Origin of the sequence: Enterovibrio nigricans DSM 22720, from assembly GCF_900167155.1 — a bacterium.
Lineage (GTDB): Bacteria > Pseudomonadota > Gammaproteobacteria > Enterobacterales > Vibrionaceae > Enterovibrio > Enterovibrio nigricans.
In genome coordinates this window covers 1-15,758 of the sequence record NZ_FUXU01000019.1, presented here as the reverse complement: position 1 = coordinate 15,758, position 15,758 = coordinate 1, and the positions used below count along the sequence as shown (strand labels likewise).

Below are 15,758 nucleotides of genomic sequence, written 5' to 3'. Positions count from 1 at the left end.
GTTGAGAGAAATTAGCCAAGGTTACCTACCACATTAATCTGTTTATTTTCAGGAACTTCATTGTATGAGAGAACTGCAATCCCTTGGGTGAAGGTACGCGCATATCTTGCGATCAGCGGACGCAGTTGAGGCATAACAAGCAAAATTGGCACTAACCCTTGCTGTTTTAATTGCTGACGGATTAAAGGCAGGTTTTGTTGGAACTGTCCGAGAATATTGGGCTCAATCGGAAAACTGTCCAACATGACGGGTCCACTGGCTTGTGCTTGTTGCAATGAAGCCATCAGCATTTTTTCCAGTTCATCTGACAGGGTATATACACTGAGTTCGTTTTTCTGACCTGCAATCAGGTTGAAGAGCGTGCGTCTCAGCGTGCAGCGCACATCAGCGGCAAGCAGAATTGGGTCTTTGGTGTTCTCCGAAGATTCCAACATGGTGTTTGCAATCGTGCGAACATCGCGCAGCGGTACCTGATCGAGCAACAACTGGCGATAGACTTTGAGCTGATTGGCGGGTGTCAATGCGGCACCTAACGCTTGGGCAAGTTTCGGCGCATGCTGGGTGAGGCGCTGATTCATGGCTTCTACATCGTCATGATTGAACAGATCAGCCAAGTGAGATTTCATAACTTTGCTGATGTGCGTGGCGATCACCGTGCTGTCGTCAACAACCTGATACCCCATATTCAGCGCTTTCGCTTTGTCTTTGTGTTCAATCCAAACCGCAGGCAACTGATAGGCAGGATCGCTGCCAAGAATGCCGTCTATTTCACCATAGGTTTCACCCACGGCAATGGCCATTAATCGGTCGGGCTCAATAAAGCCTTGTTCTACCACTTCGCCGTTTAACGACACCGTGTATTGATTGGGTTTCAGGCTTAAGTTGTCGCGAATACGCACTTCCGGTAATAAAAAGCCAATTTGTTCTGAAAGGTTTCGGCGAACACCGCGTATGCGTTGCGTAAGCGGAGCGCCTTGATCTTTGTTCACCAAATGCACCAGACGATAGCCAATGGCGAGTGACAGCGTGTGAACATGCGGAATGTCTTCCCATGACAGCGGCATTTCCTCTTCTCGCACCATGGCTTTGGAAATGGCTTCTACCTGATCAAGCTGCTGATCGTTAACGGGTGTTTTGCTTTGACGCCACCCTGCAAATGCCAGTACCGCAGCAAATGAGAAAAACGCCAAATGAGGCATACCAGGGACAATGCCCATAATAAACATGATACCTGCGACGGTATACAAGGTGGCGGGTGTCGCGAGTAGTTGTTTGCGGACCGTCTCTGACATGTCATTGTCAGAGTCGTTGATGCGGGTCACGATGATTGCGGCGGCGGTGGCGAGCAACAAGGATGGAATCTGCGCGACCAGACCGTCACCAATCGTGAGCAAGGCGTAGGTTCGCATTGCCTCTGAACCCGTCATGCCATGATCAAAGACACCAATGCTCACACCACCAATCAAGTTGATGAAAAGAATGAGCATACCTGCGATGGCATCACCACGGACAAATTTGGATGCACCGTCCATGGAGCCATGAAAATCGGCTTCATTCGCGACTTCTTTGCGTCGGCTGCGCGCGGTTTCTTGGTCAATGAGACCCGCATTTAAGTCAGCATCAATGGCCATTTGTTTGCCAGGAAGTGCATCCAGCGTAAAGCGTGCAGACACTTCTGAAATACGTTCGCCACCTTTGGTGATCACAACAAAGTTAATGATCATCAAAATAACGAAGACCACCATACCTATGACATAGTTGCCACCAATAACGACCTCACCAAACGCATGAATTACCTTACCTGCCGCGTCTGGGCCATTGTGACCTTCGAGCAGAACGATACGTGTAGATGCAACGTTAAGGGCTAATCGAAGCAGTGTCGCGACCAACAAAATGGTGGGGAAAATGGAAAAATCCAAAGGTCGCTTGGCCGTGGTACTGACAAGCAGCACCAAAATGGCGAGTACAATATTGAAAGTAAATAAAGCATCCAACAGAAGAGGTGGCAATGGCAATACGACCATTGCGAGCAACATCAACAGCACAGTCGGAATGACGATTCTTCCTTTGATGGACTGTTGGAAATGTTTAAACCGGTTGAGCATATCGAGAGGTCCTCAGTGTTTCATGCCATTCAGTGCTGAAGGTGCTTAGGGATTGAAAAATGTGGAAGAGGCATAGGGTTATCGCCCCGTCCCTGACGAAAGGCTCTCAGCTGGAGAACGTACGTCAGAATATGTGCCACCGCGACGTAAAGCTGACTTGGGATTGCCTGCTCAATCGCCGTGGTGTGGTAAATTGCACGCGTCAAAGGGGGCGCGTTTATGATCTCAACGTTGTTCTCTCGCGCAATGCGTTGAATGTGCATTGCCGTTTCATCGATGCCTTTTGCAACCACGAATGGCGCATCAGACAGTGAAGTATCGTATTTTAAGGCCACGGCGTAGTGCGTCGGGTTGGTGATCACAACATCGGCACTGGGGACGGCTTTATTGATCCGTCTGCGCGCAAATTGCTGCTGAATTTGGCGAATGCGTTGCTTCACTTCAGGACGACCTTCGTTGTTTTTAAATTCCTCTTTCAGTTCCTGCTTAGTCATACGAAGCCCTTTGACGTGCTCCCAATATTGGTAAGGAATATCGATGACACCGAAGAGGAGAAGCGCGAGTCCCATGAGTAATAGTCCTTCAAAGAGTATCCCCATGATTTGCACGACACCCTGATTGAGGGGGAGGTTTTGCATACCGAGCAGAGGTTGGAGGTTGCTATTTAGAAACAGGTACAGAATGGCAGAAATGACCACCACCTTGAGCGTTGATTTCACCAACTCGACCAGTGAGCGCGTCGAGAACATGCGTTTCAGGCCTTTTAGCGGACTGAGCTTAGTCAGGTCAGGGAGCGCATTCGCGGGTCGGAACATCCAGCCACCCAATATCAATGAACTGAGCACGGCCGCGAGAATGATCAACACGAACATGGGCAAAAGTATCTCGATGAGAATGCCCAAGCTGTGTCCGACGTGCTCGATACCCGTTAATGGGTTCTCTAAATCCGCTTTCGTCAATGACATGTTGTAACGCATTACGCCATTAACGGCTTGCCAGATTTTATCAAGGTTGGCATAGAAGTAAACACTTACCGCCAGAAAAATCACGGCAGTCGTAAAGTCTTTAGCGCGCGGTATTTGGCCTTGCTCGCGAGCTTTCTTTATCTTCTGACTGGAGGGTTTTTCTGTTTTGTCTTGTGATGATGATTCGCTCATAACGTTCCCACCATGAAGTTGTTTAAGTGACGGAGCGTGTCATGTACAAGCTGGGTGTAACGGTCGGGTACACCCGTAATCGTCAGTAAGGTACTGAACAAACCAAGTAGCATCGTCATAGGGAAACCCAATGCGTAGACATTGAGAGATGGCGCCGCGCGGTTCATGACACCAAAGCTGATATTGGCCAGCAGCATGGAAACAATGGCAGGGAACGCAAGCGCCAGTGCAGCGGCGAACATCCAGCCAAACACATTCATCAATCCTTGAAGAGAGAGATGAGAAATTCCGCTCCCCACAGGCCATGCAGTGAAACTTTGAATAAGCACATCGATGATGATCAGGTGCCCATCAAGCGCCAAAAACAACAGGGTGCAGAAAACAAGGAATATTCTGCTGAGTACGGCATCTGAGGCACCGTTAACCGGATCATTCATGATGGCCATCGCCAACCCCATTTGCAGAGAGAGAATTTGCCCAAGCATGGTGAATACGGCGAAAAATAAATGCAGAATTAAGCCAAAGAACACGCCCCATAACGCCTGTTCGAAGGCGAGAAATAACGATGTAAACGAAAACAACTCCACCGCAGGCATTGGGGGCATCAAGGGCGCGGTGATAACGACGATGGAGAGGGCGAGGAGACTTCGAACCCAAAGTGGGATCAGTCCATCACCGAAAAATGGCATAAACAGAAAGGCTGCCCCAATACGAAAAAACGGCCACCAAAGTTGACCGAGAATTGCGGAAAGGTCAGCAAAGGTTATGGCCATTACCCAATCATTCCCGGAATATTTAGGAAGAGGTAGGCAAACAATTCCATTAGCTTTCTGATCATCCAATGCCCAGCAAAAATCACCATCAAAAGCGTGACAATCAAGCGAGGTAAAAAGCTGAGTGTTTGCTCGTTAATCTGAGTGGCAGCTTGGAAAACTGCAATGCCTAAGCCGACAATCAAGCCGGGAACCACCAACACAGCAACCACAGTGATGATCATCCAAACGGCGTTTGAAATAAGAGAGACGACAAGTTCGGGAGTCATGCGCGTAACTACCCGAAACTTGCCGATAAGGTGCCGACCGTCATTGCCCAGCCATCGGCCAGAACGAAGACGACCAGTTTGAATGGCAAGGAAATGATGAGGGGGGAAAGCATCATCATACCCATTGCCATAAGCACACTGGCGACCACCAAATCGATGATCAAAAAGGGAATAAACAGCATAAAGCCAATTTGGAAAGCGGTTTTCAGCTCACTGATAACAAAAGCGGGTAGCACAACCGCAAACGAAATATCTTCGACGTTTTGATCCAACGGCTCATCCGCAATGCGCAGCATCTGTTCGAGCGAAGTTTGGTGTGTTTGCGCCAACATAAACTCACGGACGGGCTTTTCAGCGTGTGAAAAGGCCTGCATCAAGGTGATTTGCCCGTTGTCATAAGGTTTAAAGGCGTTGTCGTAGATGTCAGTCCAAACGGGCCTCATGATCAGTAATGTCAGTGCCAATGCGATGCCCACCAACACGCGGTTTGGCGGACTTTGCTGCAAGCCTAAGGCTTGGCGTAAGATCGCCAAGACAACAATGATGCGGGTGAAACTGGTTCCCATCAGAATGAAAGCCGGCAAAAAGCTCAGGGCCGTCATTAGCAGAAGAATTTGCAGTTTAACGCTGTATTCTTGCTGTGTATCACCGTCGGTCACGGAAAGGATCGTAAGGCCATTTTCGGACGCAAAAGCGGGGAAGGCACCCAATGCAGCGAAAACAATAAAAGCGGGCCAATAGCGATGAATAAGACGAGACATTACCATGTTAAATAAACTTATTTACCCATACCCGTTAACGCTGAATCAATCACATCAATCAGGCGTAATCCGTATTTGTCGTTGACGATGACCACTTCTGCGTGCCCCATCAAAGAGCCATTGACTTTCACATCCAGCGGCTCACCGTTGAGCTTATCCAGCTCAATCACAGAACCCTCACCGGCTTTCATGAGATCCCCTAAAGCAATTTCTTTGCTGGCCACTTCTAGCGTAATGGTGACAGGGATTTTTTTAAAAAAACTCAGGTCGCGTTCAGGTGCACTCATAATGGGTTCGCTGACGGGGGTGTCGAAGTCTTCCAATTGAAAGTCATCGAAGTTCAGTTCATCAGCATTAAAAGAGGGGGTTTCAGGCGTCGCACTCACGTCAAATATCCTTAATCGTTGTTCAAAATCAATACCAGCTGGCCGTCTTGCTCTGCGACGCGCCCGGTAAACAGTTGCTCACTACCAATGCTCACAGGCACGCTGCTCAGCAACTCAATGGGAAGAATATCGTTGGGTGCAAGAGCTAACACATCGCTCAGTGGCAAGGTTTTTCTGCTCAGCAGCACGTTTAATTTCACAGGCGTTGCCGTGAGTTTGTCGTTGAACGCATCACTGAGGTGAGTGGGGCGTTCTAAGCCCAATTGCGCGATCAATGATTGGATGAGTTTTCCTTCAAGAACGAGCGTAAATGTGCCTGACTTTTTGCCGAATTGAACAGTGAACTCGGCATGAAGCCCCATCCCGTTAGCAAACTCATAGGCACTGAGAGACCACATTTCATCGGGAGCGATCCATCCGGCCACTAGCTTTGCGATACGCTCTTGCAATCGAATGTCACTGCTGGTGAGGTTGGGCTCACTTCGCTCGATAGACGCGCCATAAAATCGGTCAGCGAGTGCCACAAGCAACGTCGGTTCCATTGTCACATACGCTGTGCCGCCACCGGTATGGCGCATTGTTGTGACATTGTGTTTTTCGATATTGCCATTTTGGAAAGTGTGGAGAACGACACCGTTAAGCGTCACTTCAACAAGGCTGCTCTTTAGCCAGCTCTGTAGGGCATTCGACAACGTAAGGCATGACGTATGAATGATCGATTCAAGGTTGTCGCGAACCGTGTGGATAGGTTTACCCAGCAATTCTAAATCGACAGATTGAAGCTCAGGCTTAGACGATTGGACTGTCATTCCCATAAACAATTAACCACTAACATAATTACCGTTAACCACTAATAGGGTTACCGTATAAAAGTACGAGACACACAGTGCGCAAAAAAGATAGCGTGTGCGCTTTATTGGAAGTCAGGTTATACAGGTTTTTTTATTCATTTTTAGTGTCCAATTTTGACAATGTGATATTAGTTCACATGTTCATCTTATCCTTAATGAAGCACTTTTATAAAAATAGAATTGCAGGTAATTTTCGGATGGCGATTTTCTTGAAGCCTAGTGTTTTTCTAATGTTGAAACAAAAGATGGCATTTATTTCAAAGCCTTTAGTTGCACTGTTAATAATATTGTTAATGTATGTTAATAATAACGTTTTTGTCATAATGAATTACGAATAAATAAAAATAACATTTTATCTTTCACTTACTTTTTTCGTTTTAGCTTGCCGATAACACAGTGTGACCTTTGTTCCATAAGGTGAAAGACATTTTCTTGTTTGTAGGTTTGGTATGTTGGAAAAGATGGCTGCTGGAATTTATCGATTAAATATTAATATATTTCTGTCTTTGTTTTTTTCCTTGTTAGTCGTGCAAAATGTACAGGCTGAATTAAAAAGTGAGATCGTCGTTCCAATGGATGATTCATCTTGGATATATCAAGGTGGACTGTTTGAATGTACGTTAACGCATGTGGAAACACCCTATGGGAAGTATTACTTCCGGTCACTTCCGGGGGGAATATTATCGTTTGATGTGTCAGCAAATAGCGATATTTTGCAAAGTGGCGATAGTGAAATAAATGGCGTGTCGGTTTACCTCATTAGCCCGCCTTGGAAAAGTACGCCATCATCGTCCTTGATTTCGACCGCCAGAGGGAATGATCTTCAACATTATTCTTTTGTTGAGGGCATAGACGCTCTGGTTGAAGGGGTGGCGTCAGGCAGCTGGATTCAGGTCCGGTTTCAAGATTCAAAAAAAACAGATTTCAGCGTTTCAATCCCCAGCATTCGCATTGCGGCGCCCATTTCTTCATTCACTGCGTGTACCGCTGAACTTCCGGGGATGGGGTATGAAGATGCAAGAACACTGGCGCTGAGATTTGCGCATGGGCAGCACACGCTGACACCTGCCCAAAAGCGTAAACTTTCCGATTTTCACAGCTATGTCGTGTTGGACTCGTCAATATCCAATGTGCTGATTGACGGGCATACGGATGCGACGGGTTCCCGCGTGGCGAATTTAAAAACATCACGTGCACGCGCCGAGTTAGTCGCGAATACGCTCAAAGACTTAGGTATAGACGCAGCAAAACTCGAAGTCAGAGCACACGGAGAGCGATACCCCATCGCTACGAATGCGACACCGGAGGGGAGAAATGAGAATCGTCGTGTCACCCTTCGACTGGTAAAGCAAACCGAACGTGTAAAAAACACAGTAGATAAATCCAATATAACGAAAACAATCAACGAAACGGCAAAGGTTCAATAATGAAGAAAACGGACATTCTGCTGGTAGAGCCCAACGAAAACATAGCGTTATCAGTCATTGATGTGCTGAAAGAGGCGGGCTACCAGGTTAAGCATGCACGGACTGGTCGAAGCGCTTTGTTGGGAGAGCCTGCCACGATTTCGCTGGTCAGTTCCAGCTTGCCGGACATGAGTGTTCGTGACTGGGTTGCGTGTCATCAACGACAACAATCAAAAGGGGTGGCAATTGCCATCGTTGAACATGATGAAGGGTTGCTTGCTGCCGAAACCATGAAAGCCGGTGCAACCGACTATTTACTTAAACCGTTTGAAGCGACGCAGTTACTGAACCTTTTGCAGCGTGTCGAAGCCTTAGGTCGGCCTATGGCCAATATTGTTGCTGAATCATGGCGCAGTAAGCAGGTGCTGCAATTGGCCCATCGCGCGGCATGTACCCGTGCCAGCGTGTTGATCACTGGCGAGTCCGGCACGGGAAAAGAAGTGCTGGCGCGCTATGTTCACGAAAATTCTTCTCGCAATCAGGGACCGTTTATCGCGGTTAACTGTGCCGCCATTCCCGAATCTATGCTCGAAGCCGTGTTATTTGGTCACGTGAAAGGCGCGTTTACCGGCGCACTTCAATCACAGACCGGCAAGTTCGAAGAAGCCAATGGCGGCACCATTTTGTTGGATGAAATCGGCGAAATGTCCCCCGCGGTTCAAGCGAAACTGCTTCGTGTCTTGCAAGAGCGTGAGGTTGAGAGAGTGGGAAGCCATAAAGCCATCCAACTCGACATTCGCGTGATTGCCGCAACCAACAAAGATCTGCGCTTAGAAGTGCAAAAGGGCACGTTTCGCGAAGACCTTTACTATCGACTTGATGTCCTTCCGTTGCACTGGCCGCCACTTAGAGAACGTCAAGAAGACATTCTGCCTATCAGCCGATTTTTCATTGAAAAGTATCAAGACGGCAGCAAGTGCCATCTCGCGCCTGATGCGCTGTCAGCCCTTAGTCAATATGAATGGCCCGGCAATATCCGTGAATTAGAAAACGTGATTCAGCGTGCTTTGGTGATGCGTCACGGTGACTATATTACCGCGCAAGATCTGATGTTACCGGAAGGCGCGAGTGGCGGTATGCAGGTGGTAAACCGCACGGAACATTTGGGGCATGTAGAAGCGAAAAAACACGCAGAATTTCAGTTTGTTTTGGAAAAACTTCGCCAGTTTGGCGGAAACCGCACCAAAACAGCAGACGCGCTCGGCGTGACGACAAGGGCACTTCGCTACAAGTTAGCGGCGATGCGTGAACAAGGAATAGATCTTCAGTCAGCCCTTGGCTTGGCTGCCTAAAAAAGGTGAAACATGGCAAATAACTCAGTAACCAGTGCGATGAATGCCGAACAACTCATGTTGTCGAAGATGGACATGATGAGGCAGCACATACAACCCGATTTCGTCGTGTCTGCGAACCCGTTAGATAGGGTGGAGATGAACACGAATGCGCCGCTTTCTTTTTCTCAGGCTGTCACTAATGTGCTGGATTCAGTCAATGCGCACCAGTCAGATGCCAGCGCGAAAATGACCGCGGTTGAGCTGGGTAAAAGTGACGATCTTGTCGGTGCAATGGTGGCAAGCCAGAAAGCGAGTTTGTCTTTCAACGCATTGATGCAAGTGCGCAACAAAGTCGTCAGTTCGATTGACGAAATCATGAAGATGCCGGTGTAACACATGTCTGAAATTTCCACACACTTAGCAACCCCCTCAACATCTGTTTCACCCTCTTCTTCGTTCTCTTCCCCCAAAACAGATAACGAGTGGGTGGCGAAAGCCAAACTCCTTTGGTCCAGTAGCCAACGTAATTTGGTGCTTTCTGCCGTCATGGCCGCGATTGTCGCTGCCATTATCGTTGTGGCGCTTTGGAGTTCGTCTCAAACCTTTCGTCCGCTCTACAGTCAGCAAGAGCGATTTGATATCGGAGAGATTGTTTCTGTGCTTGAAACGGAAGGGATCAGCTACCGTTTGCAAGAACAAAATGGACAAGTGCTGGTACCTGAAGGCGAAGTCGCTCGCATCCGTATGCTGCTTGCGTCTAAAGGCGTAAAAGCTAAATTGCCGACAGGTCTGGATTCGCTAAAAGAGGACAGCTCGCTGGGTACCAGCCAATTTATGGAAACCGCGCGTTATCGACATGGTTTAGAAGGGGAGCTGGTCCGCACGATCATTTCATTGAACGCGGTCTCTAACGCACGTGTTCATTTGGCCATTCCTCGTCAAACGCTGTTTGTGCGTCAAAATTCCGAAAGCCCTTCGGCGTCCGTTATGTTGGAAATCAAACCCGGCGAAGATCTGAAGCCTGAGCAAGTTGAAGCTATCATCAATCTGGTTGTTGGCAGCGTCACAGGTATGAAGGTAGACGCGGTGTCGGTAATTGACCAATTTGGTCGTCTACTCAGTGCCGATGTTAACTCGGCGGAGACAGGCAAGGTAAATGCGAAGTATCTGGAGTATCAAAAGAGCGTTGAAAAGCAAGTGATCCAACGTGCGTCAGATATGTTGACGCCCATTGTTGGTCCTGCAAACTTCCGTGTTCAAGTCGCTGCAGCGATGAATTTCAGCCAAGTCGAAGAAACACAGGAAATTCTGGATACCACCCCCGTGGTACGCAACGAACATACCATTCAGAACAACTCCATTGACCAAATTGCATTGGGGATGCCGGGTTCATTAAGCAATCAGCCTCCTGTTACTGGTGACGCTCCTGACGATGACAGCACAAACACCAATGCGCGTTCGGAAATCAATCGTCAATACGCGGTTGGCAGCAGTATCCGCCGTACCCAATATCAGCAAGGACAGATAGACAAATTGAGTGTATCTGTCTTGTTGAACTCTGCAGCTGCGCCAAATGGTGCTGCGTGGACCGACGAAGAACGCACGCAAATTTCGACCATGCTTTCTGATGCAGTAGGTATTTCCGCTGTGCGTGGTGACAGCATCAGTTTGATGAGTTTTAACTTTACGCCGATTGAAATTGACGCGCCTGCGGCTCTGCCTTGGTGGCAAGACGCGGCCATTCAACAGCCTTTGAGCTACGTGATTGGTGGCATGCTGGGTATGGCCATGATCTTCTTTGTGCTGAGACCGCTCATTATGCACCTGACGGGCTCTGATCGTCGCACCAAAGAACTTGAATTTGCCGATGCACCAGAAGATATCACCTACGAAAATCTGCAAACCAGAGAAGAGAGAGAACGCGAAGATTCCATCAATCGTCGTCTTTCAGAGAAAGGTATTGCTGTTAGCTCTGGCTTGGATGTTGGGAATGAAATGCTGCCGCCTCCGGGCTCGCCGCTTGAGATCCAGCTTAAACACCTCCAGCTAATCGCCAATGAAGAACCAGCACGTGTCGCTGAAATACTGAAACAATGGGTAAATGTGAATGAACACAGCACAGTCAAAGCAGAAACAACCGCTTAATCACGTTGAGCGCACGGCGTTAGTGCTGCTTGGCATGGGTGAAGATGCAGCGGCTAAAGTGCTTCAACATTTTAGCCGTGAAGAAACACAACGTGTTACCCGTGCGATGGCCCACTTGAGCGGCATACAAAGCGACAGCGCAAAGGTCATCATTCAGCAGTTCTTTGAAGATTTCCGATTGCACAGCGGTATTCGTGGTGCGTCTAAAGAATACCTTTCTAACACATTGAGAAAAGCCCTTGGCAATGATTTAGCAAAAGGGCTGCTGAACAACCTGTACGGCGATGAAATTCGCAATAACATGCAGCGCCTACAATGGGTGGAATCTGACGTGTTAGCGCGCCTAATTTCCAATGAACACCCGCAGATGCAGGCTATTTTCCTCGCGTATCTGCCCGCCGACAGTTCGTCCGCCGTATTGAAGCACTTACCTGCCGACTACCACGATGAATTGCTTTACCGCATTGCACGCTTACAAGATATCGACCACCAAGTTGTGCACGATCTGAATGACCTCATTGAGCGTTGTATTGCACAGGTTTCAATGACGCAAGCGGCGCCGCTATCCGGTATCAAACAAGTTGCCGACATCATTAACCGATTTGAAGGTGACCGCGCGACACTGATGGAAATGCTGAAGCTGCATGACGAGTCGGTAGCGAATGAAATCGAGCAGAACATGTTTGACTTTATGGTGCTTGGACGTCAAAGCGAAGAAACGCTGGATAAAATGGTGCAGCAAATTCCTATCGAGCTGTGGGGTATTGCACTTAAAGGGGCAGAAATTACCTTACAACAAGCCATTAAACGCTCGATGCCTCAGCGAATGGCGAAAGCCCTTGAAGAGGACATGTTGGCGAGAGGCCCAGTGCCTTTAAGCCGCGTAGAGACCGCACGACAGGAAATTATGGACGTTGTGCGTGGATTGAGCGAAGCCGGCGAGATCGAACTGATGCTTTATCAAGAAGTGACGGTGGAGTAAGCCATGACGGGAAAATTCATGAAGGTACCGCCAAGCGGTTATCGTGTTCATCGCTTTCCGCCGTTGGCAAAACCGCTCGTTTCGGTTTCCTCAGACATGGGTAATGACCATGGGTGGCAGGATGCTCAGGTTGATATTCAGCAACAGCTAGAAGCAGGATTCCAGCAAGGGCTTGAGCAAGGCCATCAGGAAGGTTTCCGTCAAGGTGTTGAGCAAGGTACGCAACAAGGATTCAAAGAGGGCCAAAATGAAGGCTTTCAGAAGGGGCTCGTTGCAGGTGAGAACGTAGGGAAACAGCGTTTCTTCGAGGCGGTTATGCCCGTGAACGCACTGTTTCAACGCCTTACCGAATGGCAAAACGAGCGAGAGCAACAACAGCGTCATATGATTTGTGAATTGGTGCAAAAGGTCGCTCAGCAGGTTATCCGCGCCGAATTGACGTTAATGCCTCAACAAATTCTTACGCTGGTGGATGAAACATTGGAGTCGCTGCCCGGTAAGTCTGAGAAAGTGACGGTGCAACTGAACCCTCAAGATCTTGAGCGCATCACCAATATTAACCGTGAGTTGCCCGCCAATTGGAAACTCGTGCCTAATTCGGAACTACCCGTGGGTGGCGTTCACCTTGTGACCGAAGATGCCGAAGCGGACGTGAGCTGTGATTCTCGACTGCAAGCCTGCATGGACAACGTTAAACAACACTTGCTGGAAGAAGTGGTTAACCCACCGCCTGAAACGGAAAATGCTGAGGTGATGAGTGAGTAACATGCTTGCTCATGAGCGGTTGTCTGAAAGAATGAGCGAAGCGATTGCTTCGCTTGATTCCGTGCCTCTTGCTCGTGTGACCGGGCGCTTAATTAAAGTCAATGGCTTGATGCTTCAAGCGGTGGGGTGTCGTTTCAAATTGGAACAACGCTGCTTAGTCGAAACGGCAGAAGGCGACATGATAAAAGCGCAAGTGGTGGGCTTTGAGCACAATGTCGCGTTTTTGATGCCCATTCGCCGACTAGGAGGCTTGTTCGCGGGCGCAAAAGTTGTTCCGCTTGACGGCGACAGTACCGTTCAAATCAGCGCTCAATGGTTGGGACGCGTGTTAAATGGTCAGGGAGATGCGATTGATGATGGCCCCACGATTAAAGGTGGCGATCGGATTTCGTTGGAGCCTAAGCCAATCAACCCACTGAAACGACGCCCTGTTGATACCCCGTTAGATGTTGGCGTGAGAGCGATTAACGGCTTACTGACCATTGGCAAAGGCCAACGTATTGGTTTGATGGCGGGAAGTGGGGTCGGAAAAAGCGTCCTGATGGGGATGATCACCAAGAATACCCAAGCAGATGTGATTGTGGTTGGCCTTATCGGCGAGCGAGGCCGCGAAGTTCGCGAATTTATTGAGCGAAACCTTACGCCAGAGGCGCGGAAAAAAGCCATCGTGATCGCCGCCCCTGCCGATGAATCTCCGTTAATGCGATTACGCGCAACACTGTTGTGCCACCGTGCTGCGGAGTATTTTCGTGATCAGGGTAAAGACGTTTTAATGCTGATGGATTCATTAACACGTTACGCCATGGCGCAACGTGAAATTGCCTTATCGTTGGGCGAACCGCCCGCATCTCGTGGTTACCCGCCGTCTGTTTTCAGCCTGTTACCACAGCTTTTGGAAAGGGCTGGCAATGGTGAAAACCCCGAGGGAAGTTTGACGGCGATTTATACCGTCCTCGCCGAAGGTGACGATCAACAAGATCCCGTGGTGGATTCTGCGCGCGCAATACTTGACGGGCACGTTGTATTGTCTCGCCACCTTGCAGAACAAGGCCATTATCCAGCCATTGATATCAACGCCTCAATCAGCCGATGTATGGCAGCATGTACACAAGGTTCGCATTCGACTATCGCCAACCAGTTTCGTGCGTTGGTGTCTAACTACCTGCAAGTCAAAGAGCTTCTGCCGCTGGGTGGGTATCAGCCAGGACAAGACCCTGAACTGGACAGAGCGGTGACCTTGTACCCGCAGCTCAAAAACTACTTGGTGCAAGCCGTGGATGAGCAATCTGACTACGTGAGCAGCTTGACGTCGTTGGCGCAGCTTTTCCACTCTTCTTTTTAAGGGCTTCGCATGGATGCAAAAATCAAAGCATGCGGAAAGCTTCAACGCGTAGAGGAAAAGAGAAGAGATACCGTCGGTGCAAAGCTGGATGCAATGCGCCAAAAACACGCGCATATTCAGACAAAGTTAGGGCAACTTGGCGAGTTGAAAGATCAAAGGTCTAACGCAGCGAACGGTACACCTGCGCTTACCAGTACCGCCCTGATGAACCTTACTCATGTCGATTTGATGCTACAAAAAATGCTGACCCATTGTGAGCAAGAACAAGCGGTACTTCAGGCACAATGTAACGCTGTAAAGAAAGAGCTGGAGCACCGTCACTCACGCGTTCTTGGATTGGAAAAAGCCATGGAACGTTGGACGCAACGCCAAAACTATGAAAACGCGAAGCGAGAGCAACGATTACTCGAAGAGTTAATCAATGCGAGGGTGAAGCGGCGGCGGTAGGTGAGGTTGGGGCCTTTTAATGAAAACCACAGAAACGAAAAAGGCGTTATCAACTCAAATTTGCTAACGCCTTAAATAGCACCAAACATATCTACGTTGGGTAATTCTGCATGGTTTAACGCTTAATCAATGTTGCAGTCAGTACAGCTTTGTAGCGTAACTTCATGTTCAAAGACAGCGGTATTGCTACCATCAGCCAGAAGCTCTGCGATTTCATCTGTCACTTCTTGCTCATCTTCCGCTTTCACTTGACCTGCTAAGTCTTCTTCTGAGTAACCGTAGAAGTTCAGCAATAAGTAATCACGCGCTTCGTCTTTCGAACAAGTAACGTTCACGGAAAGATCGGCTTCAACGTTGCCCTGCGCGATAATCGCCGCGATTTGCGCGACGACATCATCTTTCATCGCCGCGGTTAACCAACCAAGATCTGTGCTTACTGTGGTTTTTTTACAGTTAAAACAAGGAAGTTGATGAAAGTAATATTGAAAATTAGTCATAGATAATTTTTCTTCAAGTGTTTTGTAGCAAGATTATGCGCATTTTCTAGGAAAATACTATCTCGATAGGCATTGGATGCTGGATTGCGGTGGATGATTTTGGGTACAGAGCGGGGGAGTGCGGGTCACTTTACTAATCAATGCGACGTTATACGGAACCACTTAGTGGCACTTACGTATAAATGTGCCAGAAGTGATCGACTAGCACATAATTGTCGGATAGGCGACACTTGTTACCAAGTGCCGCCCTCCTAAGAACCGTACGTGCAACTTTCACTGCATACGGCTCAAGCCTCCGCTAAGGCGTGTTACGTTACCCAGCAATCACAATGCAGCTAAGACAGGATCAAACCACGAGTTTCGTCCCAGTTTCTTTGGCTTACGCTCTTTAAGGTAAGGTTCATAGAAGGGATCGTAAGGCGTAGCTTTGCTTATGATTTTCACATGCCTTTTAATTGGGGTTTGGGCTATCTGAACCAGATTAAAGTGACAGTCCATGTTGGCGATTTTCTGCCAACCATGAAATTGCCATCCACCT

Annotated in this window: 16 protein-coding genes and 1 pseudogene; 8 read left to right on the top strand and 9 right to left on the bottom strand. The window is 48.5% G+C overall.

All coding sequences use genetic code 11. The features are described 5' to 3' along the window. Positions 1-11 precede the first annotated feature (11 nt). Genes flhA through B5D35_RS09145 form a run of 7 tightly spaced genes read right to left on the bottom strand, consistent with a single transcriptional unit; the run spans position 12 to position 6,266 of the window. Positions 12-2,105: a flagellar biosynthesis protein FlhA gene (gene flhA / locus B5D35_RS09175; protein WP_078752288.1), complete on the bottom strand. Its 2,094-nt coding sequence runs from the start codon at positions 2,103-2,105 to the stop codon at positions 12-14. A gap of 29 nt (positions 2,106-2,134) precedes the next feature. Beyond that, complete coding sequence (flhB, locus tag B5D35_RS09170) at positions 2,135-3,262, bottom strand: flagellar biosynthesis protein FlhB (RefSeq protein WP_078752287.1); 1,128 nt, start codon at positions 3,260-3,262, stop codon at positions 2,135-2,137. After that, the gene (gene fliR / locus B5D35_RS09165; RefSeq protein ID WP_078752286.1) at positions 3,259-4,035 is read right to left on the bottom strand and encodes a flagellar biosynthetic protein FliR; all 777 of its coding nucleotides are present in this window, start codon (positions 4,033-4,035) and stop codon (positions 3,259-3,261) included. Before fliR ends, flhB begins: the two co-directional genes overlap by 4 nt. Then, positions 4,035-4,304: a flagellar biosynthesis protein FliQ gene (gene fliQ / locus B5D35_RS09160; RefSeq protein ID WP_078752285.1), complete on the bottom strand. Its 270-nt coding sequence runs from the start codon at positions 4,302-4,304 to the stop codon at positions 4,035-4,037. Before fliQ ends, fliR begins: the two co-directional genes overlap by 1 nt. An 8-nt stretch (positions 4,305-4,312) precedes the next feature. Beyond that, the gene (gene fliP, locus B5D35_RS09155) at positions 4,313-5,065 is read right to left on the bottom strand and encodes a flagellar type III secretion system pore protein FliP (protein ID WP_101210094.1); all 753 of its coding nucleotides are present in this window, start codon (positions 5,063-5,065) and stop codon (positions 4,313-4,315) included. Between the two features lie 17 nt (positions 5,066-5,082). Beyond that, a complete protein-coding gene (gene fliN, locus B5D35_RS09150) occupies positions 5,083-5,451 on the bottom strand; it encodes a flagellar motor switch protein FliN (RefSeq protein ID WP_078752283.1) in 369 nt (122 codons plus the stop codon). Positions 5,452-5,462: 11 nt separating this feature from the next. Further along, complete coding sequence (locus B5D35_RS09145; protein ID WP_078752282.1) at positions 5,463-6,266, bottom strand: FliM/FliN family flagellar motor switch protein; 804 nt, start codon at positions 6,264-6,266, stop codon at positions 5,463-5,465. A 497-nt stretch (positions 6,267-6,763) separates the two neighbouring features. Between B5D35_RS09145 and B5D35_RS09135 the strand changes: the two genes are divergently transcribed. Genes B5D35_RS09135 through fliJ form a run of 8 tightly spaced genes read left to right on the top strand, consistent with a single transcriptional unit; the run spans position 6,764 to position 14,723 of the window. Next, a complete protein-coding gene (locus B5D35_RS09135) occupies positions 6,764-7,729 on the top strand; it encodes an OmpA family protein (RefSeq protein ID WP_170915156.1) in 966 nt (321 codons plus the stop codon). After that, the gene (locus B5D35_RS09130; protein WP_078752279.1) at positions 7,729-9,060 is read left to right on the top strand and encodes a sigma-54-dependent transcriptional regulator; all 1,332 of its coding nucleotides are present in this window, start codon (positions 7,729-7,731) and stop codon (positions 9,058-9,060) included. Before B5D35_RS09135 ends, B5D35_RS09130 begins: the two co-directional genes overlap by 1 nt. 12 nt (positions 9,061-9,072) lie before the next feature. Continuing rightward, on the top strand, positions 9,073-9,435 hold the full coding sequence (gene fliE, locus B5D35_RS09125) for a flagellar hook-basal body complex protein FliE (RefSeq protein ID WP_078752278.1): 363 nt from the start codon (positions 9,073-9,075) through the stop codon (positions 9,433-9,435). Between the two features lie 3 nt (positions 9,436-9,438). Then, positions 9,439-11,187: a flagellar basal-body MS-ring/collar protein FliF gene (gene fliF / locus B5D35_RS09120; protein ID WP_078752277.1), complete on the top strand. Its 1,749-nt coding sequence runs from the start codon at positions 9,439-9,441 to the stop codon at positions 11,185-11,187. Then, complete coding sequence (locus tag B5D35_RS09115) at positions 11,150-12,169, top strand: flagellar motor switch protein FliG (protein ID WP_078752276.1); 1,020 nt, start codon at positions 11,150-11,152, stop codon at positions 12,167-12,169. The genes fliF and B5D35_RS09115 overlap by 38 nt, the downstream gene beginning before the upstream one ends. 18 nt (positions 12,170-12,187) lie before the next feature. After that, positions 12,188-12,934, top strand: a complete 747-nt coding sequence (gene fliH / locus B5D35_RS09110) for a flagellar assembly protein FliH (RefSeq protein ID WP_078752332.1) — start codon at positions 12,188-12,190, stop codon at positions 12,932-12,934. Continuing rightward, positions 12,927-14,276: a FliI/YscN family ATPase gene (locus B5D35_RS09105; protein ID WP_078752275.1), complete on the top strand. Its 1,350-nt coding sequence runs from the start codon at positions 12,927-12,929 to the stop codon at positions 14,274-14,276. Before fliH ends, B5D35_RS09105 begins: the two co-directional genes overlap by 8 nt. Before the next feature lie 9 nt (positions 14,277-14,285). After that, on the top strand, positions 14,286-14,723 hold the full coding sequence (fliJ, locus tag B5D35_RS09100; RefSeq protein ID WP_078752274.1) for a flagellar export protein FliJ: 438 nt from the start codon (positions 14,286-14,288) through the stop codon (positions 14,721-14,723). A 122-nt stretch (positions 14,724-14,845) separates the two neighbouring features. Here fliJ and B5D35_RS09095 read toward each other — a convergent pair whose 3' ends face one another. Next, on the bottom strand, positions 14,846-15,220 hold the full coding sequence (locus B5D35_RS09095; RefSeq protein WP_078752273.1) for a hypothetical protein: 375 nt from the start codon (positions 15,218-15,220) through the stop codon (positions 14,846-14,848). A 324-nt stretch (positions 15,221-15,544) separates the two neighbouring features. Continuing rightward, positions 15,545-15,758 (bottom strand): annotated as a pseudogene (locus B5D35_RS09090) (group II intron reverse transcriptase/maturase); the annotation flags it as partial.